The sequence below is a fragment of the Phenylobacterium sp. genome (genome assembly GCF_030645195.1).
Lineage (GTDB): Bacteria > Pseudomonadota > Alphaproteobacteria > Caulobacterales > Caulobacteraceae > Phenylobacterium.
Map to the genome: position 1 here is coordinate 1 of NZ_JAUSLW010000170.1, position 18200 is coordinate 18200.

At 70.7% G+C, this 18200-nt stretch carries 15 protein-coding genes; 6 read left to right on the forward strand and 9 right to left on the reverse strand.

Annotated features, from left to right (window positions below; all coding sequences use genetic code 11):
* Positions 1-1020, forward strand: a 1020-nt coding sequence (locus Q7T09_RS13935; RefSeq protein ID WP_304700489.1) for a methyl-accepting chemotaxis protein, incomplete at its 5' end; no start/stop codon positions are given.
* On the opposite strand, the gene recQ is transcribed toward Q7T09_RS13935, so the two are convergent.
* Together recQ and Q7T09_RS13945 are read right to left on the reverse strand one after the other, a co-directional pair.
* Positions 1017-2849: a DNA helicase RecQ gene (gene recQ, locus Q7T09_RS13940; protein ID WP_304700490.1), complete on the reverse strand. Its 1833-nt coding sequence runs from the start codon at positions 2847-2849 to the stop codon at positions 1017-1019. The two genes, Q7T09_RS13935 and recQ, sit on opposite strands and share 4 nt — an antisense overlap.
* A 168-nt stretch (positions 2850-3017) precedes the next feature.
* Positions 3018-4757 (reverse strand): amidohydrolase family protein, encoded by a 1740-nt coding sequence (locus tag Q7T09_RS13945; RefSeq protein WP_304700491.1) that lies wholly within the window; start codon positions 4755-4757, stop codon positions 3018-3020.
* 168 nt (positions 4758-4925) lie between these two features.
* Between Q7T09_RS13945 and Q7T09_RS13950 the strand changes: the two genes are divergently transcribed.
* Positions 4926-5063 carry a hypothetical protein gene (locus Q7T09_RS13950; protein ID WP_304700492.1) on the forward strand — a complete coding sequence of 46 codons (138 nt, stop codon included), beginning with the start codon at positions 4926-4928 and terminating at the stop codon, positions 5061-5063.
* Positions 5064-5165: 102 nt separating this feature from the next.
* On the opposite strand, the gene Q7T09_RS13955 is transcribed toward Q7T09_RS13950, so the two are convergent.
* Together Q7T09_RS13955 and Q7T09_RS13960 are read right to left on the reverse strand one after the other, a co-directional pair.
* On the reverse strand, positions 5166-5456 hold the full coding sequence (locus tag Q7T09_RS13955) for a GIY-YIG nuclease family protein (protein WP_304700493.1): 291 nt from the start codon (positions 5454-5456) through the stop codon (positions 5166-5168).
* Between the two features lie 134 nt (positions 5457-5590).
* Complete coding sequence (locus Q7T09_RS13960; protein ID WP_304700494.1) at positions 5591-6052, reverse strand: COG3650 family protein; 462 nt, start codon at positions 6050-6052, stop codon at positions 5591-5593.
* 47 nt (positions 6053-6099) lie between these two features.
* On the opposite strand from Q7T09_RS13960, the gene Q7T09_RS13965 reads away from it, so the two are divergent.
* The 3 genes from Q7T09_RS13965 to Q7T09_RS13975 all read left to right on the forward strand — a co-directional run bounded on the left by Q7T09_RS13965 (position 6100) and on the right by Q7T09_RS13975 (position 9028).
* The gene (locus Q7T09_RS13965; RefSeq protein ID WP_304700495.1) at positions 6100-7239 is read left to right on the forward strand and encodes a DNA cytosine methyltransferase; all 1140 of its coding nucleotides are present in this window, start codon (positions 6100-6102) and stop codon (positions 7237-7239) included.
* Positions 7240-7587: 348 nt separating this feature from the next.
* A complete protein-coding gene (cysK, locus tag Q7T09_RS13970) occupies positions 7588-8580 on the forward strand; it encodes a cysteine synthase A (protein WP_304700496.1) in 993 nt (330 codons plus the stop codon).
* 19 nt (positions 8581-8599) lie between these two features.
* Positions 8600-9028 (forward strand): very short patch repair endonuclease, encoded by a 429-nt coding sequence (locus tag Q7T09_RS13975; RefSeq protein ID WP_304700497.1) that lies wholly within the window; start codon positions 8600-8602, stop codon positions 9026-9028.
* A gap of 108 nt (positions 9029-9136) precedes the next feature.
* Here Q7T09_RS13975 and Q7T09_RS13980 read toward each other — a convergent pair whose 3' ends face one another.
* The 4 genes from Q7T09_RS13980 to Q7T09_RS13995 form a co-directional block, all read right to left on the reverse strand.
* A complete protein-coding gene (locus Q7T09_RS13980; RefSeq protein WP_304700498.1) occupies positions 9137-10867 on the reverse strand; it encodes an ATP-binding protein in 1731 nt (576 codons plus the stop codon).
* A gap of 105 nt (positions 10868-10972) precedes the next feature.
* The gene (locus Q7T09_RS13985) at positions 10973-11440 is read right to left on the reverse strand and encodes an OsmC family protein (protein ID WP_304700499.1); all 468 of its coding nucleotides are present in this window, start codon (positions 11438-11440) and stop codon (positions 10973-10975) included.
* A gap of 2 nt (positions 11441-11442) precedes the next feature.
* The gene (locus Q7T09_RS13990; RefSeq protein ID WP_304700500.1) at positions 11443-13230 is read right to left on the reverse strand and encodes an acyl-CoA dehydrogenase C-terminal domain-containing protein; all 1788 of its coding nucleotides are present in this window, start codon (positions 13228-13230) and stop codon (positions 11443-11445) included.
* A 93-nt stretch (positions 13231-13323) separates the two neighbouring features.
* Positions 13324-13791 (reverse strand): MerR family DNA-binding transcriptional regulator, encoded by a 468-nt coding sequence (locus Q7T09_RS13995; RefSeq protein WP_304700501.1) that lies wholly within the window; start codon positions 13789-13791, stop codon positions 13324-13326.
* 159 nt (positions 13792-13950) lie between these two features.
* On the opposite strand from Q7T09_RS13995, the gene Q7T09_RS14000 reads away from it, so the two are divergent.
* Positions 13951-16398: a zinc-dependent metalloprotease gene (locus tag Q7T09_RS14000; protein WP_304700502.1), complete on the forward strand. Its 2448-nt coding sequence runs from the start codon at positions 13951-13953 to the stop codon at positions 16396-16398.
* A gap of 4 nt (positions 16399-16402) precedes the next feature.
* Here Q7T09_RS14000 and Q7T09_RS14005 read toward each other — a convergent pair whose 3' ends face one another.
* On the reverse strand, positions 16403-18094 hold the full coding sequence (locus Q7T09_RS14005) for a lysine--tRNA ligase (RefSeq protein ID WP_304700503.1): 1692 nt from the start codon (positions 18092-18094) through the stop codon (positions 16403-16405).
* Positions 18095-18200: the final 106 nt, after the last annotated feature.

The window sequence follows — 18200 nt, forward strand, 5'->3', positions numbered from 1 at the left end:
CGGCTGTCGTCCGTCGCCGGCGCCAAGATCGGCGAGATCTCCTCGATCAATCGCGAAGCCAAGATGCTGGCGATCAACGCCCTGATCACCGCCGCCCGCGCCGGCGACGCGGGCAAGGCCTTCGCCATCGTGTCGGAGGAGTTCAAGCGCATCTCCCAGGAGATCGACGAGGTGGCCCAGGCCCTGGAGAGCCAGGTCCGGGCCGATCTGCGCGAGCTGTCGGCGGTGGGGGGCGCGATCCTCGATCACCTGCGGGGCCAGCGTCTGGCCGACCTGGCGCTCAACGCCATCGAGATCATCGACCGCAACCTTTATGAGCGCACCTGCGACGTCCGCTGGTGGGCCACCGATTCGGCCGTGGTGGCCTGCTGCGCCGATCCGACGCTGGAGGCCGCGCGCCACGCCAGCAGTCGGCTCAAGGTCATCCTCGACGCCTATACCGTCTATCTCGACCTGTGGATCTGCGACGCCCGGGGCAAGGTCCTGGCCACCGGCCGGCCCCAGACCTATCCGCAGACCCAGGGCCTGTCGGTGGCCGGCGCCGGCTGGTTCCAGCAGGCGATGAAGACGGTTTCCGGCGACGAGTTCGTGGCCTGGGACATCGAGCGGGTGGCGGCGCTGCACAACGCACCGGTGGCCACCTACGCCACCGCCATCCGCCAGGACGGCCTGGCCGATGGCAAGGTGATCGGGGTGCTGGGCATCCACTTCGACTGGAAGCCCCAGGCCCAGGCGGTGGTGGACGGGGTGCGCCTGACCGAGGACGAGCGGGCCCGCTCGCGGGTCCTGCTGCTGGATCACAGCGGCCGGATCCTGGCGGCCTCCGACAAGCGCGGCGAGCTGGAGGAAACCTTCCGCCTGCCCGGTGACGCCACCGGCATGGGCAGCTACGCCCGCGAGGGGGTGACGGTCGGCTACGCCCTGACCCCCGGCTACGAGACCTATCAGGGCTTGGGCTGGTACGGCGCCATCACCCAGCGCGAACCCGACGCGGCGTCAGCCGCCTCGAGGGCGGCCTAACCCTCGAAGCCCCGAACCACCTCCAGCACCGCCTCGCCGTAGCGGGCGAGCTTGCTCTCGCCGACGCCGGAGACCGCGGCCAGGCGGGGCAGGGAGCCGGGCTTGGTCTGGGCCACCTCGATCAGGGTGCGGTCGGGGAAGATCACATAGGGCGGCACGTGCTGGCGCTTGGCCTCGCCGGCCCGCCAATAGCGCAGGGCCTCGAACAGGGCCGCATCCCCCGGATCGATGGTCGCGGACTCTCGGCGCTTGCGGGGCCGGCCCGAGCGGGTGGTGGGATCGTGCTCCTCGGGCGCCTTGCGCAGACCCACCCGGCGCTCGCCGCGATAGACCGCCTTCACCCCCTCAGGGTCCCCCAGGCCGATCAGGGGGCGGCCGTCATTGGGGTCTTCCTTCAGCAGGCCGTCGAACAGAAGCTGGTCCAGCAGATCCCGCCAGCCGTTGGTGCTGAACTCCTGGCCGATGCCGAAGGTGGTCAGCCCCGCCTCGAAGCTGGAGGGCTCCTTGGTCTTGCCCAGCAGGTGCTCCACCAGCCGCCCGCGCCCGAACCGGCCCCCCAGGCGATGTACGGCCGAGAGCGCCTTCTGGGCGGCCTGGGTGGCGTCGATGCTCTCCGGCGGCGACAGGCAGAGGTCGCACTGGCCGCAGGGGGCCACCCCCTCCTCGCCGAAATAGCGGCGGACGGCGGCGGCCCGGCAATTGACCCCGTCCAGCATGGCGTAGAACTGGCCGACCTTGCGCCGCTGCACGGCCTTGACCGTGTCGTCCATCTCGCGGCCGTCGATGCGGCGGTAGGCCCAGGCCATGTCGGCCGCGCCATAGAGGGTGATGCCCTCGGCGGGATCGCCGTCGCGCCCCGCCCGGCCGATCTCCTGCCAATAGGCCTCGATGGAGGCGGGCGGATCGGCGTGGATGACGAAGCGGACGTCGGGTTTGTCGACCCCCATGCCAAACGCGATGGTGGCCACCATCACCGCGGCGTCGGCCTCCAGGAAGGTCTCCAGCCGTTCGGCGCGCACGTTCTTGTCGAGGCCGGCATGGTAGGCGAGCGCGTGGGTTCCGGCCGCCCTCAGGCTTTCGGCCAGCTTGTCGACCCCGTCGCGGGAGCCGGCATAGACCACGCCGGAGCGGTCGGGTCGGGCCTCGATCAGCTCTAGCACCCGCTTGTGGCCGGCCCCGCGCTTGCGTTCGGCCGATAGGGCGAGTTCGGGGCGGGCGAAGCTGGCGACGAACTCCTGGGCGTTCTCCAGCCTAAGTTCCGCGCGGATGTCGTCGCGGGTCCGGGCGTCGGCGGTGGCGGTGACCGCCAGGCGCGGCACGTCGGGGAAGACCTCGGCCAGGCGGCCCAGCATGCGGTATTCGGGCCGGAAATCGTGGCCCCACTGGCTGACGCAGTGGGCCTCGTCTATGGCCACCAGGGCCAGCGGCGTGCGGCGCAGGCGCTCCATCACCGAGGAGCTCATCAGGCCCTCGGGCGAGATGTAGAGCAAATCGAGCTTGCCGGCCTCGATCCGCTCCCAGGTCTGGGCCTTCTCCCAGGGCTCGATGTTGGAATCCAGCCGCGCGGCGGCGACGCCCGACTGCACAAGGCCCGCCACCTGATCGGTCATCAGGGCGATGAGGGGCGAGACCACCAGGCCCAGGCCCGGGCGCATCAGGCTGGGGATCTGGTAGCAGAGGCTCTTGCCGCCGCCGGTGGGCAGGACGGCCATGGCGCTGCGCCCGGCCAGGATCTCGGCGATCACCTCGGCCTGGCGTCCCCGGAACTCGGCATGGCCGAAGGTGCGGCGCAGGATCTCCCGCGCCTCGTCGAGGGAGGCGGATGGCATGGCGGTCTTATGGCCTGCATCGGGGGGCCTGCGAAGACCCCAGCAACATGTCGGCGGCCGCGGATGGAGCAGGAGGCCACATTGGCCCGGCATGATCGCGCGAAAGCCCGCCCCGCCGGGCTCAGGGCCGATCGACACAGGCCGACATGTGGCCGTCGAGGTCCCGCGCTACTCCGCCGCCATCGAGACCGGCGCGGCCTGGCTGCCGCGCAGCAGGCGGCCGGGCAGGGCGCCGGTGGGCTCGCCGTCGCGATAGGTGACCTGGCCGGCCACGATCGTCGCCACATAGCCGTCGGCCCGCTGGATCAGCCGACGCCCGCCGGCCGGCAGGTCATAGGCCACCTGGGGCGCCTTCAGGGTCAGGTTCTCGTAGTCGATGACGTTGAGATCGGCCCGGTAGCCCGGGGCGATCAGGCCGCGATCGAACAGACCCAGCGCCTGGGCGGTGTCGCGGCTCTGCATCTTGACCATCAGCGGCAGGGAGAGCCTCGGCCCCCGGGTGCGGTCTCGGGTCCAGTGGGTGAGGTTGGAGGTGGGGAAGCTGCCGTCGCAGATCATGCCCACATGGGCCCCGCCGTCCGACAGGCCGGGCACGGTGTCGGGATGGGTGAGCATCTCGAAACTGGGGTCCAGGGAGCCGTCGGCATAGTTGAGGAAGGGCAGGTAGAGCATGCCGCGCCCGCCGTTCGTCAACATGTGGTCCAGCGCCACCTCCTCGGGCGTCACGCCCTTGGCGGCGGCCAGGGCCGCGACGGTGCGGTCGGGGGTCTGCTCGTAGTCGGGCTCCTCCCCCATCAGGAACATGATCTTCCAGTTCTGGGTCATGTTGGCGGCGAAGGCGGGGTCGGCGGCGGCGCCCTGCGCGAACAGCTCGGCGCGGAAGACCGGATCGCGGAGCTTGGCGACCCGCTCGGCCAGCGGCGCCTTGGCGATCGCCTGGTAGCTGGGGCGGTGGGTGAAGGGATTGAGGGTCAGCTCCAGCCCGAAGAGGACCCCCACCGCCCGGCCGGCGACCTGGCCCCGCATCTCCAGGCCGGCCACGTTGGCGTCGCTGAGCTGGTCGAGCAGGAACTCGTACTGCCGCGGCTGGCGCGGGTTCTGGATCAGGGAGAAGGACAGGGGCCGCCCCGAGGCCTCGACGATCCGCCGCAGCATGGCGAACTCCCGCGCGCCGTCGTTGAAGTCGGAGACGAACTGCAGGACGCCCTTGCCGGCCGCGGCCAGGCCCATGGCGATCCCGGTGAGTTCGGCCTCCGAGGCCGTGAGCGTGGGGGTCGGCTGGCCGTCGCTGGTGCGGTGGTTGAGGGTCCGGGAGGTGGAGAAGCCCAGCGCCCCGGCCTCCATGGACCGCTTGGCGATGGCCGCCATGGCCGCGATATCGGCCGCCGTGGCGTCCTCGCGGTTGGCCCCGCGCTCGCCCATCACATAGACCCGCAGGGCCGCGTGGGGCAGCTGGCTGCCGATGTCGACGTCGAAGCTGCGGGCGGCCAGGGTGTCGAGATAGTCGGGATAGCTCTCCCAGGTCCAGGGCAGGCCCTCGGCGAGCACCGGGAAGGGGATGTCCTCCACGCCCTCCATCAGGCGGATCAGCCGGTCGTGGTCCTCGCGCTTGCAGGGCGCGAAGCCGACCCCGCAATTGCCCATCACCACGGTGGTCACGCCATGCCAGGCCGAGGGCTGCATGTGGCTGTCCCAGGTGGCCTGGCCGTCATAGTGGGTGTGGATGTCCACGAAGCCGGGGGTGACGATCTTGCCCGCGGCGTCGATCTCCTCGGCGCCCCGGCCGCGGACCTCGCCGACCTCCCCGATCAGGCCGTCCTTGATGGCCACGTCGGCGGCGTAGGGCTCGCCGCCCGAGCCGTCCACCACGCGGCCGTTGCGGATCACCAGGTCCCAGGCGCGTTCCATGGCGGTCTCCCTATCTTCTTCTTCGTTGGATCGAATTGGGCGCCCGGAGGGGCGGTGGGGTCAAGGGCGCCGCGAGGGAATGGTCCCTATTCACCCTGTGCTTTCCCGAAGTCTTAACCGCGACAAGCTAGGCTGTCGGCAAGATCAAGGGTTCGGGAGGACCCTGCCATGGGGATTAGAGCCGTCTTCGCCGCCGCCACCCTCGCCGCCGTCCTGGTGGGGATGATGCTTCCCACCCCCAACGGCCACAGGCCCGCGCCGCCCGGCGAGAGCCAGATCGCGACCATGACGCTGGGGGCCGGGTAAGGATAGACACGTCATCCCGGGCGGAGCGTAGCCCTCGGGTCCGACCTTTGGTCGGCCCAAGGATAAACTCCGACCCGGGACCCAGGGGCCATCTGCACGACATCAGGAATTGAACGTCTCGTAGAGGTCCAACCACTGCGGGTTCAACTTTTCGATCAGTTCGATCTTCCAGGCCCGGCGCCAGCGCTTGATGCGTTTCTCGGCGTCGATGGCGTCGTGAATGCTGGAAAAGATCTCGTACCAGACGAGGCGTTTGACGTCGTACTTGGCGGTGAAGCCCGAACGCCCCTCGCGGTGTTGATACACTCGGCGCGAAAGATCGGCTGTGACGCCGGTGTAGAGCGTGCCGTTTCGTCCGCTGGCCAGGATGTAGACGTAGGAGCTGCGCTCCATGGACGCCTCCCAAGTTCGCAAACCCACGACGTCATCCCGGCCGCAGCGAAGCGGAGAGCCGGGACCCAGGGGCGGTGTGCTGGGCCCCTGGGTCCCGGATCGGCCTGTCGGCCGTCCGGGATGACGGTAGAAATTTACCCTTCCTTCGGCATCGCGCCGGTCTTGCCCGCGCAGCCCTTCAGGGTCTCCGAACCGATCACCACCTGCGCCGCATAGCTGTACTTCAGGTCCGACATGCCGTCGGAGCAGGCCTGCAGGGTCAGGGTGACGGTGAGCGGGACCGCGCCGGCGGTGGTGGTCCAGACCGCCTTGGCTCCATCCATCGTCGGGCCGCGATTGGCGGCTGTCAGATCGGGATGGTCGGGGCGTTGCAGGGTGATCTGGGTGGCGCGGACCTGCAGGCCCCAGAAGGGTTCGGTCCCGCGCGCGTCGAGATCGCCGGAGAATTCCTCGGGGATCGGGGCCGCCGGGGGCGGGGCGGCCGCTGGCGGCGTCGCCGGCGCGTCGGCGGGGGGCGGGGCGAGCGCGCCGTCGGGCGCCTGGGGCGAGCAGGCGGCCAGGATCAGGACGCAGGCGGCAAGGACGATGGGGCGCATGGCGGCGATCCTTTCGCGGGGACGGAAGCAGGCTAGACTCCAATGCGATGAGTCGGAACGCCCCTCGCCCCTTCTATGAGTTCTTCGCCGGCGGCGGCATGGCCCGCCTGGGGCTGGGCGAGGCCTGGACCTGCGCCTTCGCCAACGACTTCGACGCCACCAAGGCCGCCACCTATCGCGCCAACTTCGCCGACGCGCAGGCCCATTTCCGCCAGGGCGACGTCTGGAAGCTGGCGGCGTCGGATCTGCCGGGCCAGGCCGACCTCGCCTGGGCCTCCTCCCCCTGCCAGGACTTCAGCCTGGCCGGCGCGCGGGCGGGGCTGACGGGCGGGCGCTCCTCGGCCTTCTTCGGCTTCTGGCGGCTGATGGAGGCCCTGGCCGCCGAGGGCCGCGCGCCGCGCACGGTGGTGATCGAGAACGTGGCGGGCCTGCTCACCTCCCATGGCGGGGCCGATTTCACCGCCCTGTGCCGGGCCCTGGCGGCCCAGGGCTACCGGTTCGGGGCCCTGGAGATCGACGCCGCCCGCTTCCTGCCCCAGTCGCGGCCCCGGGTCTTCGTGGTGGCCACGCGCCAGCCCGTCCCCGCCGGCCTGACCGGGGAAAGCCCCTTCCACACCCGGCTGGTGCGCGAGGCCCACGCCCGCCTGCCGCAGGACCTGGCCGCCGCCTGGGTCTGGTGGCGGGGCCCGGCGCCGGCCGCTCGCAACACCGACCTGGCCAGCCTGCTGGAGGCCGACGCGGCGGTGACCTGGCATTCGCCGGCCCGCACCCAGGCCCTGATCGACCTGATGGCGCCCCTGCATCGCGCCCGGATCGAGAAACTTCAGGCCGGCGGCGGCCGCGCCGTGGGCGGGCTTTTCCGCCGCATGCGGGTGGAGAACGGCGTCCGGGTGCAGCGCGCGGAGGCCAGGTTCGACGGCCTGGCCGGCTGCCTGCGCACCCCCCGGGGCGGCTCCTCGCGCCAGACCCTGGTGGTGGTGGAGGCCGGCAAAGTCCGCACCCGCCTGCTCAGCCCCCGGGAAGGCGCCCGGCTGATGGGCCTGCCGGAGACCTACCAATTGCCCCGCGCGGCCACCTCGGCCCTGCACGTCATCGGCGACGGGGTGGTGGTCCCGGCGGTGCGCTGGCTGGCGGGGAACATCCTGGAGCCGCTGCTGGCGGGCGAGGCCGTGCTGGCGGCGGAGTAGGCCACGGGTCAAACACGCCACGTCATCCCGGACGGCCGTCAGGCCGATCCGGGACCCAGGGGCCCAGCGCACCGCCCCTGGGTCCCGGGTCTTCGCTGCGCTACGCCCGGGATGACGTGATGAGGTAGGCGGAGGCGTTTAGAAAACCTGCGCCTCCGCCGCCAAGAACCTGCCTTCCAAATCCGCGCCACGGGGTTAGGGTCTGGCCTCAAAGAGACCCCTTGGAGCGTGACAGCCTGAAGTGGATGCCGGTTCAGGCGCCCGTCACGCTCCAAACATAAGAAACCGAGCCTGTTCATCCGTTTCAGATGAGGCCATCTGAAACGGACAGGCTCTAGGGACCAGACCATGGCCGACGCCGCCGACACCTCCGCCTATGACGCCGCCCGCTACAAGCGCGCCGGCCGCGGCAAGATCTACGACTCCATCATCGACACCATCGGCGACACGCCCCTGGTGGCCCTGCCCAACCTGACCAAGGCGCTGAAGCCCAAGGGGATCGTGCTGGCCAAGCTGGAGTTCTTCAATCCGATCGGCTCGGTGAAGGACCGCATCGGGGTGGCGATGATCGAGAGCCTGGAGGCCCGCGGCATCCTCAAGCCCGGCGGCGCCATCATCGAGCCCACCAGCGGCAATACCGGCATCGCGCTGGCCTTCGTCGCCGCGTCGAAGGGCTACAAGCTGACCCTGGTCATGCCCGAGAGCATGTCCATCGAGCGGCGCAAGATGCTGCTGATCCTGGGGGCCAAGCTGGAGCTGACCCCGGCCGAGCGCGGCATGGCCGGGGCGGTGGCCCGCGCCAAGGAGCTGGTGGACGCCACGCCGGGCGCCGTCATGCCCCAGCAGTTCGACAACGCCGCCAATCCCCTGATCCACCGGGTCTCGACGGCCGAGGAGATCTGGAACGACACCGCCGGGGCGGTGGACGCGGTGGTCTCCGGGGTCGGCACCGGCGGCACCATCACCGGGGTCGGCCAGGTGCTGAAGGCCCGCAAGCCCTCGGTGAAGATGATCGCCGTGGAGCCGGAGGCCTCGCCCATCCTGTCGGGCGGCAAGCCCGGGCCGCACAAGATCCAGGGTATCGGGGCGGGCTTCGTCCCCTCCATCCTCGATCGCGGGGTGATCGACGAGATCATCCAGGTCTCCAACGACGACAGCTTCGCCATGGCGAGGCGGGTGGCCCGCGAGGAGGGCATCCCGGTGGGCATCTCCTCCGGCGCGGCCCTGACGGCGGCCTTCGACCTGGCGTCGCGCGACGAGTTCGCCGGCAAGACCGTGGTGGCCATCATCCCGAGCTTCGCCGAGCGCTACCTGTCGACGGCCCTGTTCGACGGGCTCTGACACCCCGCGATCGGGCGCCATGACCGACGTCTACGGCCCGGAGAAGCGCTCGGCGGTGATGCGGGCCGTGAAGGGCAAGGGCACCACCCCGGAGATGAAGGTGCGCCGGGCGCTCACGGCGCTCGGCGCCCGCTATCGCCTGCACCGCACGGACCTGCCGGGGAAGCCGGACGTCGTCCTGCCGGGGCGCAGGCTGGCCATCTTCGTCCACGGTTGCTTCTGGCACGGCCACGACTGCGCCCGCGGCGCCCGCGTGCCCAAGGCCAACCGCGACTACTGGGTCGCCAAGGTTGCCCGCAACCGGGCGCGGGATGCCGCCTCGCGGGACGCGCTGCTGGCTCTGGGCTGGCGGGTGGAGACGATCTGGGAGTGCGACCTGAAGGACGGCGAGGCGCTGACGGCGCGGCTGGAGACTCTTCTCCTCTCCCCGTTCAGGGGGAGAGGTTAGGGTGAGGGGGCGCGCAGCAGCGCTGCGCGTCTCGGCCTCGGAGTAACAACGGACCTTCAGAAAGGGCCCTCACCCTACCCTCTCCCGCAAGCGGGAGAGGACAAGGGCCTAGGCCACCGCCGTTTCTGCTGACTCCTCGACCTCCGGCAGCACGCGGGCGATGGCGGCGGTCAGGGCGGCGGGGTCGATGGGCTTGGCCACGTGGTCGTTCATGCCGGCGACCATGCACGCGGCCCAGTCCTCGGAGCTGGCCGAGGCGGTGCAGGCGATCACCGGCGTCCTGCGGTTGGGGCCGGGGGTCGCGCGCAGGCGGCGGCAGGTCTCGTGGCCGTCCATCTCGGGCATGTAGACGTCCATCAGGATGACGTCGAAGACGCGGGCGGCGGCCAGGGCCAGCCCCTCCTCGCCGCTGGCGACGGCGGTCAGCTCCACCCCGAAGGGCTCCAGCATCAGGGCCACGGCGCGGCGGTTGACCTCGTGGTCGTCCACCACCAGCACCCGCACGGCCCCCAGCTCGGCCGGGGCGGCCGGGGCGGCCTCATCGACGGTCTCGCCGGCGGGCTCGGCCAGGTCGAGGGACAGGGTGAAGACCGCCCCCTGGTCCGGCAGGCTTTCGGCCACCAGGTCCCCGCCCATCAGGCGGGCGAGCTGGCGGCTGATGGAGAGGCCGAGCCCCGTGCCGCCATGGGTGCGGGCGGTGGAGGCCTGGCCCTGCTCGAAGGGCGAGAAGAGGCGGGAGATCTCGTCGGGGGTCAGGCCGCGGCCGGTGTCGGCCACGGCGAAGCGGAAGGCCTCCCCCTCGCGGCTCACCGCCAGGATCACCGCGCCGCGGTCGGTGAACTTGATGGCGTTGGAGATCAGGTTGTTGAGGATCTGGCGCAGGCGGGTGGGGTCGCCGGCCACGCTGGCAGGCAGGGTCTCGGCGCCCAGCCGTTCCAGGCGCAGGCCCTTCTTCTCCGCCTCGGCCCGCCAGAAGGCGGCGGTGTCGCCCACCAGGGCGTCGAGGTCGAAGGCGACGGTCTCGATGCTCATCCGACCGGCCTCCATCTTGGAGAGGTCCAGCAGGTCGTTGAGCAGGGTGCGCATCATGCGCCCGGACTGGGCGATCAGGGCGCCTGCGGCGGCGTCGGTCCCGCCGCGGCGCTCGATGACCTCGGCCCCGGCCAGGATGGCGCTGATGGGGGTGCGCAGCTCGTGGCTGACCATGGCCATGAAGGCCGACTTGACCTCTGCGGCGGCCTCGGCGACGCCCCGGCCGCGCTCGGCCTCCTCGCGGGCCCGGCGCTGGGCGTCGAGGGCCTCGGCGGCGGCGCGCCACAGGATGGTGGAGGAGAAGACCAGCAGCACGCCCACCATGCCCACGGCGATCCCGTAGGTGGAGGCGCCGCTGATCGCCCAGGCCATGCCGGCGGTGAGCAGCAGATAGACGCCAAAGGGGGTCATGGCCGCCACATAGGCCGCCTGCGACCTCTGGTTGGTGACCACGGTGTTGAGGACGGCGCCGGCCAGGAACAGGCCGCCGCAGATCAGGCCCGCCGAGCCGCCGCCCACGATCGCCATCAGGGCCAGGGCCCCATAGATGACGGAGTTGAGGCTGAGGACGGCCAGGGCCAGCCGGGGCCGGAAGGCGCGCGTCCGGGCCTTTTCGGTGGCGAACAGCAGGTATTCGGCGGTGTGCAGCAGGCCGTAGGCGGCGATCCAGCAGGCGGCGGGGGTCCAGCCGGCGACCGGCGCCAGGACCACGGCGTACACCGCGGCGAACACCATGCGGGTGCGCATCCCGGCGGCGCGGGCCAACATGGTCTTGGACAGACCATCGTCGGTAGAGTTCTGCACCATGGTCGGCGCTCCCGGGCAGGGGGTGTGAGCACGCCCCTTGGAGCCCAGCTTAGCCCAGGGGCCTAAACCATCGGTAAAGCGCTGCGCCCGCCGGTTGCGGCCCGCTCAGGCCGGCTGGCGCGGCGCCACCACGATCTCGGTCCTCACCGAATTGGCGATGTAGCACTCCTCGTGGGCCTCGTGGTGCAGCCGGTCGAGTTGCTCGGGCGTGGGCTGCGTCCCCTGCCAGGTCACGGCCGGGCGCAGCCAGACCCGGGTCACCGCCATGCGGCCCGGGGCGATCTCTTCCATGATCCCCTCGGCGGCGTCCTCGTAGGCGACCGCCACGAAGCCGGCCAATCGGGCGCGGTGCAGGAAGGTCAGCATGTGGCAGTTGGAGAGCGCGGCCACCAGCATCTCCTCCGGGTCGACGGCCGCCTCCACCGCCCACTTGCCCACCACGTGGGGGGAGGCCGAGGCCGGCACCTCGACCCCGCCGTCGAAGGCGAGCGTGTGGCCGCGGCTGTAGCGGCCCTTGGCGAAGTCCTCGCCGTCCTTCAGCGTCCAGACGACCTGGGCGACGTATTTCGCCATGCTCAGAAGGCCTCGGCCGGCAGGGCCATCATCAGCTCCGAGCCGGTGACCAGCTTGGCCAGGTGGGCGCCGGCGTCGGGCAGGACGCGCTGCATGTAGTAGCGGCCCACCACCAGCTTATTGGCGAAATAGGGATCGGCGTCGCCGGCGGCGATCCTGGCCTGGGCGGCCTTGGCGATCAGGGCCCACATGTAGGCGAGCGCCGTCAGGCCGAAGAGGTGCATGTAGTCGGTGGAGGCGGCGCCGGCGTTCTCCGGGTTCATCAGCCCGTTCTGCATCAGCCACATGGTGCCCTCCTGCAGCTTGGCCTTGGCGTCGGCCAGGCCCAGGGTGAAGGGCTCCAGGGCCGGATCGGCGGCATTGGCGTCGATGAAGGCGTCGATCTCGGCGAAGAAGCCCATCACCCCGCGGCCGCCGTCGGCCGCCAGCTTGCGGCCCACCAGGTCCAGGGCCTGGACGCCGTTGGTCCCTTCATAGATCAGCGCGATGCGGACATCGCGCATGTACTGGCTGGCCGGGAAGTGCTCGGTGAAGCCGGAACCGCCGTGGATCTGCAGGGCGTCGGAACAGACCTTCAGGCCCTTGTCGGTGAGGAAGCCCTTCACCACCGGGGTCATCAGGGCCATGTAGTCGGAGCCCTTCTGGCGCGCGGCCTCGTCGGGGCTGGCGTGGGCCAGGTCGCCGTGCAGGGCGGTCCAGAACAGGAAGGCGCGGCCGGCCTCGATGATGGCGCGGCTATCCATCAGCATGCGGCGGACGTCGGGGTGGACGATGATCGGGTCGGCCGGGCCGTCGGGGTTCTTGGGGCCCGTCAGCGAGCGGCCCTGCAGGCGGTCCTTGGCGAAGGCGGCGGCGGCCTGATAGGCGGCCTCGGCCTGGGCGATCCCCTGCAGGCCGACCCCGATGCGGGCCTCGTTCATCATCACGAACATCAGGCGTAGGCCCTGGTTCTCCGCCCCCACCAGCCAGCCGGTGCTCTCGTCATGCTGGATGACGCAGGTGGCGTTGCCGTGGATGCCCATCTTCTCTTCGAGGCCGGCGCAGAAGACGCTGTTGCGCGCGCCGGGCTTGCCTTCGGCGTCGGGGATGAACTTGGGCACGATGAACAGGCTGATCCCCCGCACCCCGGCCGGCGCGCCCTCGATGCGGGCCAGGACCAGGTGGACGATGTTCTCGGCCATGTCGTGCTCGCCGCCCGAGATCCAGATCTTTTGGCCCGAGATCCTGTAGCTGCCGTCGCCCTGGGGGACCGCCTTGGTGCGCAGCAGACCGAGGTCGGTGCCGCACTGGGGCTCGGTGAGGTTCATGGTCCCGCCCCATTTCCCGGAGACCAGGTTGGGCAGGTAGAGGCGCTTCTGTTCGTCCGAGCCGCCGTTGAGGATGGCCGAATAGCAGCCGTGGGTCAGGCCCGGATACATGGAGAAGGCCATGTTGGCCGAGGAGCTCATCTCCGAGAACGACAGGTTCACCACGTGGGGCAGGCCCTGGCCGCCATAGGCGGGCTCGGCGCCCAGGGCCGGCCAGCCGCCCTCGACGAGCTGGGCGTAGGCCTCCTTGAAGCCCTTGGGGGTGGTGACCGTATTGTCGGAACGCCAGGTGCAGCCCTGCTTGTCGCCCACGGCGTTCAGGGGGGCCAGGACCTCGCTGGTGAAACGGCCGGCCTCCTCGATGATCTGCTGGACCACGTCCATCGAGGCGTCGGCGAAGGCCGGCAGGTCGGCGTATTTCTCGATCTGCAAGACGTCGCGCAGCAGGAAGGCGTGGTCGCGCACGGGGGGCTGGTAGGTCATGTCCGCTCCGGAATTGTCAAAAGGGCCCCCGACGGGTCGGGAGCCCTTGAGAGATACTAGCTGAGGTTCTCGCCGCCGCTAAGGCGCCGGAGACTACTTGGCGTGTTCGAGGTCGCCCAGGCGGGCGCGCAGCACCTGATCGTAGTCGGCGGCCCGGGGCAGCAGGTCGGGCCGGGTGCGGGCCAGCTGGCCCTCCAGGGCGTCGCAGCCGGAGCGGAGCTCCTCGATGGCCTTGTCGATGTCCTGGCGCTGGGCCTCCAGGGCCACGATGCGCTCGCGGAACTTGGTGAGCGACTTGATGTTCTGGGCCGCCCCGCCGTCGTCGACCTCGTAGAGATCCAGGATCTCGCCGATCTCCGACAGGGCCAGGCCCACGCGCTTGCCGCGCAGGATCAGCTGCAGCCGGGCGCGGTCCTTGTAGGAATAGACCCGGTTCATGCCGTCGCGGGCGGGCGAGAGCAGGCCCTTGTCCTCGTAGAAGCGCAGCGCCCGGGGCGTGCACCTGAACTCCAGGCAGAGCTGGCGGATGGTGAAGGTGCGCGCCGGACGGCGCAGTTCCATGGGCACTGGATGTCCTCCCTCGGAGTTTTCTTGGTTGCCCGGAACGTAAGCCTGCATTCCGTTAACGTCAACATGATCGTTGATCACCTTGCGCGAGTTCCCAGGCTTGTGATCGGCGTCCGGACCCTTAGGCTGACAGCTCCATCTGGGGGCGGTTCGATGACACGCAGTATCTGGCTTTGCTCGGGCGCGGCGGCCCTGGTCCTGCTGACCGGCGCGCCGGCGAGCGCCCGGGACAAGGCCCCGGCGGCGACCGCCGGCGCCCAGCGCCAGGAGGGCCTGCTGCCGGTCTATGTGGACAAGACCAGGGGGACGATCCTGCTCTCCCTGCCGGCGCCCGACGCCGACGGGGTCAGCGGCCGGTTCCTCTATCTGACCGCCCTGCGCACCGGCATGGGCTCGGCGCCCGTGGGCCTGGACCGCGCGGCGATCGGCGACACCCAGGTCCTGGTGTTCCGCCGTCTGGGCAAGAAGGTGTTCGCCGAGTACGAGAACCCCCGCTTCCGCGCCGCCGGCGCCCCGGCCCCGGAACAGACCGCGGCCCGCGAGGCCTTCGCCACCTCCACGGTCTGGGCCGGCGAGGTGGTCGGGACGGAGGGCGACGGCCGCATCCTGGTGGACATCTCGTCCTTCCTGACCCGCGACGTCATGGGCGCGGCCGATGCGCTGAAGCGCGCCGACGAGAAGGGCTACCGCCTGGTCCCGGAGCTTTCGGCGGCCGACCCCTCGATGGTGAAGGTGTTCCCGGAGAACCTGGAGTTCGAGGCCCGCCAGACCTACCAGTCCGACACGCCGGGCCCCGAGAGCCGCAACATCGCCCCCGACGCCAAGCTGATCACCCTGCAGGTGCGCCACAGCCTGGTGAAGCTGCCGACGCCCGGCTACGAGGTCCGCCGGTTCGATCCCCGCGCGGGCGTGTTCGGCTCCACCGTCCTGGACTACGCCGCCCCGCTGGGCGCCGACATCGTCGGCCAGGTGGCCCACCGTTTCCGGCTGGAGAAGACCGATCCCGCGGCCGCGAAGTCGCCGGTGAAGAGGCCCATCGTCTTCTATGTCGACCGCGCCGCCCCCGAGCCGATCCGCACCGCCTTGAAGGAGGGCGCCGCCTGGTGGGCCCAGGCCTTCGAGGCGGCGGGCTATCAGGACGCCTACCGGGTGGAGATTCTGCCCGAGGGGGTCGACCCCCTGGACGTCCGCTACAACGTCATCAACTGGGTGGACCGCGCCACCCGCGGCTGGTCGGTGGGCCAGTCGGTGCGGGACCCGCGCACCGGCGAGATCCTCAAGGGCAGCGTGCTGCTCGGCGCCCTGCGGGTGCGCCAGGACATGCTGATCTTCGAGGGCCTGGCAGGCGCCGACAAGGTGGGGACCGGCGGCCCCAACGATCCGGTCGAGGTCTCGCTGGCCCGCCTGCGCCAGCTGGCCGCCCACGAGGTCGGCCATTCCCTGGGCTTCGCCCACAACTTCGCCGGCAGCACCCAGGATCGCGCCTCGGTGATGGACTATCCGGCCCCACGGGTGACCCTGGTCGCCGGCAAGCCCGACCTCTCCGACGCCTATGGGGTGGGCCTGGGCGCCTGGGACAAATTCATCGTCGACTGGCTCTATGGCCAGGTTCCGGCCGGCGCGGCGGGGGAGGCGGCGCTGGCCGCCAAGGCCCGGGCGGAGATGGCGTCCGGCGCCCGCTATGTCACCGACGGCGATTCCCGGCCGGCGGGCGCGGCCCAGCCCTGGGGCGCCCTGTGGGACGATGGGGCCGATCCCATCGCCGAGCTGACCCGGATGATGGGGGTGCGCCGCGCCGCCCTCGACCGCTTCGGCCTTTCCGCCCTGAGGACCGGCGAGCCGGTGGCCAACCTGCGCCGCAAGTACGTCCCGATCTTCCTGCTGCACCGCTACCAGGTGGACGCCGTCGCCAAGCAGCTGGCGGGGATCGACTATCCCTATGCGGTGAAGGGCGACGCCCGCGAAGCCGCCGCCATCGTCCCGGCCACGCAGCAGCGCGCGGCCCTGGAGGCCTTGCTGGCGACCCTGAAGCCGGCCGAGCTGGATACGCCGGACGCGCTGATCCCCCTGCTGTCGGCTGGCCGGTCGGGGGACAATGACCGCCAGTTCGAGATCGAGGTCTTTGACGGCGATCCGGTGTTCGATCCCCTCACCGCCGCCGACGTGGCCGCCGGCCTGACCCTCGAGGCCCTGACCGCCGCCGATCGCCTGGGCCGGCTGGTGGAGCAGCGCCGCCGCGACGCGACCCTGCCGGGCGCCGGCGAAGTGCTGGACCGGCTGATCGCCACCGCCTTCGCCCCGGCGTCGGGGCGGAGCGTCGAGATCGCCCGGCGGACGCAGACGAGGACCGTGCTGGACCTGGCGGCGGTCTCGCGGAATGCGGAGACCTCGCCGGCGGTGTCGGCGGAGATCGACCAGAGGCTGGCGGATCTGGCCGCGCGGCTGAAGGCGGCGCCGGGCGAGGGCGCCGACCGGGCCCACCGGCTGCGGCTGGCGGGATTGATCGGCGACCGCGAGGAGATGGCCCGGGTCCTGGCCCAGCCGAAGCTGAAACCCACCGTGCCGCCGGGCATGCCGATCGGGGACGACGGGGACTGGTGAGGCGTTAGGCCTTCGCCACCAGTTCCCCCGCCAGCCCGCGTTCGATCAGGGCGATGGTGCGCTCCAGGCCGAAGATGGCGGCGAAGGAGCCGAAGCGGGGGCCCTGGCTCTGGCCCAGCAGGACCTCGTAGAGGGCGGTGAACCACAGGCGCAGGGGCTCGAAGCCGGCCTCCTTGCCCGCGGCGTAGACTTCGTTCTGGATCAGTTCGGCGTCCTGGCAGCCGGCGGGCAGGGCCCTGAACCGGGCGATCAGGTCCTCCATCGCCGTCCGCTCCTGCACATCGGCCGGACGGAACTTCTTCGAGGGCTTCACGAAGTCCTCGTAATAGTTGATCGCGTAGCCGGCCAGATGGTCCAGCAGGGGCTGGGTGGCCGGTGTCGCGCCGGGGATATAGCGCTCCAGGAAGCCCCAGAGGATGTCCTTGGTGGAGGCGTCGGCGGCGGAGACCAGGTTCAGCAGCAGGGAGTAGGAGACCGGCGACCCCTCGGCGGGCGGGGCGCCGTGGTGCACGTGCCAGACCGGATTGTCGATCTGCGGCTCGTTGGAGCCCTCGGCCCGCTTGCGGTTATAGGCGTCGAGCTGTTGCAGATATTCGTCGGTGGCCTTGGGCGCGACGTCGAAATAGAGCCGCTTGGCCGAGCGCGGCGACTGGAACATGTAATAGGCCAGGCTCTCCGGCGGGGCGTAGCGCAGCCACTCCTCCATGGAGAAGCCGTTGCCCTTGGTCTTGGAGATGCGCTCGGCGTTCTCGTCGAGGAAGAGTTCGTAGCTGAAGGTCACCGGGGGCGCGCCCCCCAGGGCCTTGGCGATGGCCGTCGAGGTCTTGACCGAGTCGATCAGGTCCTTGCCCGACATCTCGTAGTCCACCTCCAGCGCCGTCCAGCGCAGGGCCCAGTCGGGACGCCACTGCATCTTGACGTGGCCGCCGGTGACCGGGACCTCGGTGCGGCCGCCGTCGGGGTCGTCGAAGACGATGGTCCCCTTCTCGACATTGCGTTCCAGGGTGGGGACTTGCAGCACCTTGCCGGTCTTGGGGCTGACCGGGAGGAAGGGCGAATAGGTGGCGCGCCGCTCGGGACCGAGGGTCGGCAGCATGACCTTCTGGATGGCGTCGAAACGCGCCAGGGCGGTCAGCAGGGTCGCATCGAAGCGGCCGGACTTGTAGGTCTCGCTGGACGACATGAACTCGTAGTCGAAGCCGAAGCCGTCGAGGAAGGCGCGCAGGCGGGCGTTGTTGTGGCCCGCGAAACTGCCGTCCGTGCCGAAGGGGTCGCGAACCACGCTCAGCGGCTTGTCGATGTCCTCGAGCAGCATCTCCTGGTTGGGCACGTTGGGCGGAATCTTCCGCATGCCGTCCATGTCGTCGGAGAAGGCGATCAGGCGGGTGGGGACGGCGTCGCCGGTAAGCGCGCGGAAGGCCACGCGCACCATGGTGGTCCGCGCCACCTCGCCGAAGGTGCCCACGTGCGGCAGGCCCGACGGGCCGTAGCCGGTCTGGAACACCACCGGCTTCACCAGGGCCGGAAGCGTCGCGACGGCCTCGGCGGCCTTGCCCTGGGCGATGAGGGTGACGGCGAGATCGCGCTCGGCGTCGGTGAGCCGCAGGCGCAGGATACGCTCCAGCAGCAGGCGGGCCTGTTCGAAGGGCCAGCTCTTGGCTTCACGGGCTTGGTGGGAAAGACCTTGCAGGGACATGGGCGGGCGTTAGCGCCCAAAGGGGCGGGCCTCAAGCTTAGTTTTCGCTGGCCGTTGTCGGACAAGCGTCACAAGAACAGGCGAAACAGGGGGATGAACGTCTTGA

Bases quoted from the DNA above. Each gene is read 5' to 3' on its own strand.
- Q7T09_RS14000 (WP_304700502.1), top strand. From the start codon at position 13,951: ATGACACGCAGTATCTGGCTTTGCTCGGGCGCGGCGGCCCTGGTCCTG.
- Q7T09_RS13985 (WP_304700499.1), bottom strand. From the start codon at position 11,440: ATGGCGAAATACGTCGCCCAGGTCGTCTGGACGCTGAAGGACGGCGAG.
- Q7T09_RS13960 (WP_304700494.1), bottom strand. From the start codon at position 6,052: ATGCGCCCCATCGTCCTTGCCGCCTGCGTCCTGATCCTGGCCGCCTGC.
- Q7T09_RS13990 (WP_304700500.1), bottom strand. From the start codon at position 13,230: ATGACCTACCAGCCCCCCGTGCGCGACCACGCCTTCCTGCTGCGCGAC.
- Q7T09_RS13950 (WP_304700492.1), top strand. From the start codon at position 4,926: ATGGGGATTAGAGCCGTCTTCGCCGCCGCCACCCTCGCCGCCGTCCTG.
- Q7T09_RS13965 (WP_304700495.1), top strand. From the start codon at position 6,100: ATGAGTCGGAACGCCCCTCGCCCCTTCTATGAGTTCTTCGCCGGCGGC.
- Q7T09_RS13995 (WP_304700501.1), bottom strand. From the start codon at position 13,791: ATGGAACTGCGCCGTCCGGCGCGCACCTTCACCATCCGCCAGCTCTGC.
- Q7T09_RS13980 (WP_304700498.1), bottom strand. From the start codon at position 10,867: ATGGTGCAGAACTCTACCGACGATGGTCTGTCCAAGACCATGTTGGCC.
- Q7T09_RS14005 (WP_304700503.1), bottom strand. From the start codon at position 18,094: ATGTCCCTGCAAGGTCTTTCCCACCAAGCCCGTGAAGCCAAGAGCTGG.
- cysK (WP_304700496.1), top strand. From the start codon at position 7,588: ATGGCCGACGCCGCCGACACCTCCGCCTATGACGCCGCCCGCTACAAG.
- Q7T09_RS13975 (WP_304700497.1), top strand. From the start codon at position 8,600: ATGACCGACGTCTACGGCCCGGAGAAGCGCTCGGCGGTGATGCGGGCC.
- Q7T09_RS13945 (WP_304700491.1), bottom strand. From the start codon at position 4,757: ATGGAACGCGCCTGGGACCTGGTGATCCGCAACGGCCGCGTGGTGGAC.
- Q7T09_RS13955 (WP_304700493.1), bottom strand. From the start codon at position 5,456: ATGGAGCGCAGCTCCTACGTCTACATCCTGGCCAGCGGACGAAACGGC.
- recQ (WP_304700490.1), bottom strand. From the start codon at position 2,849: ATGCCATCCGCCTCCCTCGACGAGGCGCGGGAGATCCTGCGCCGCACC.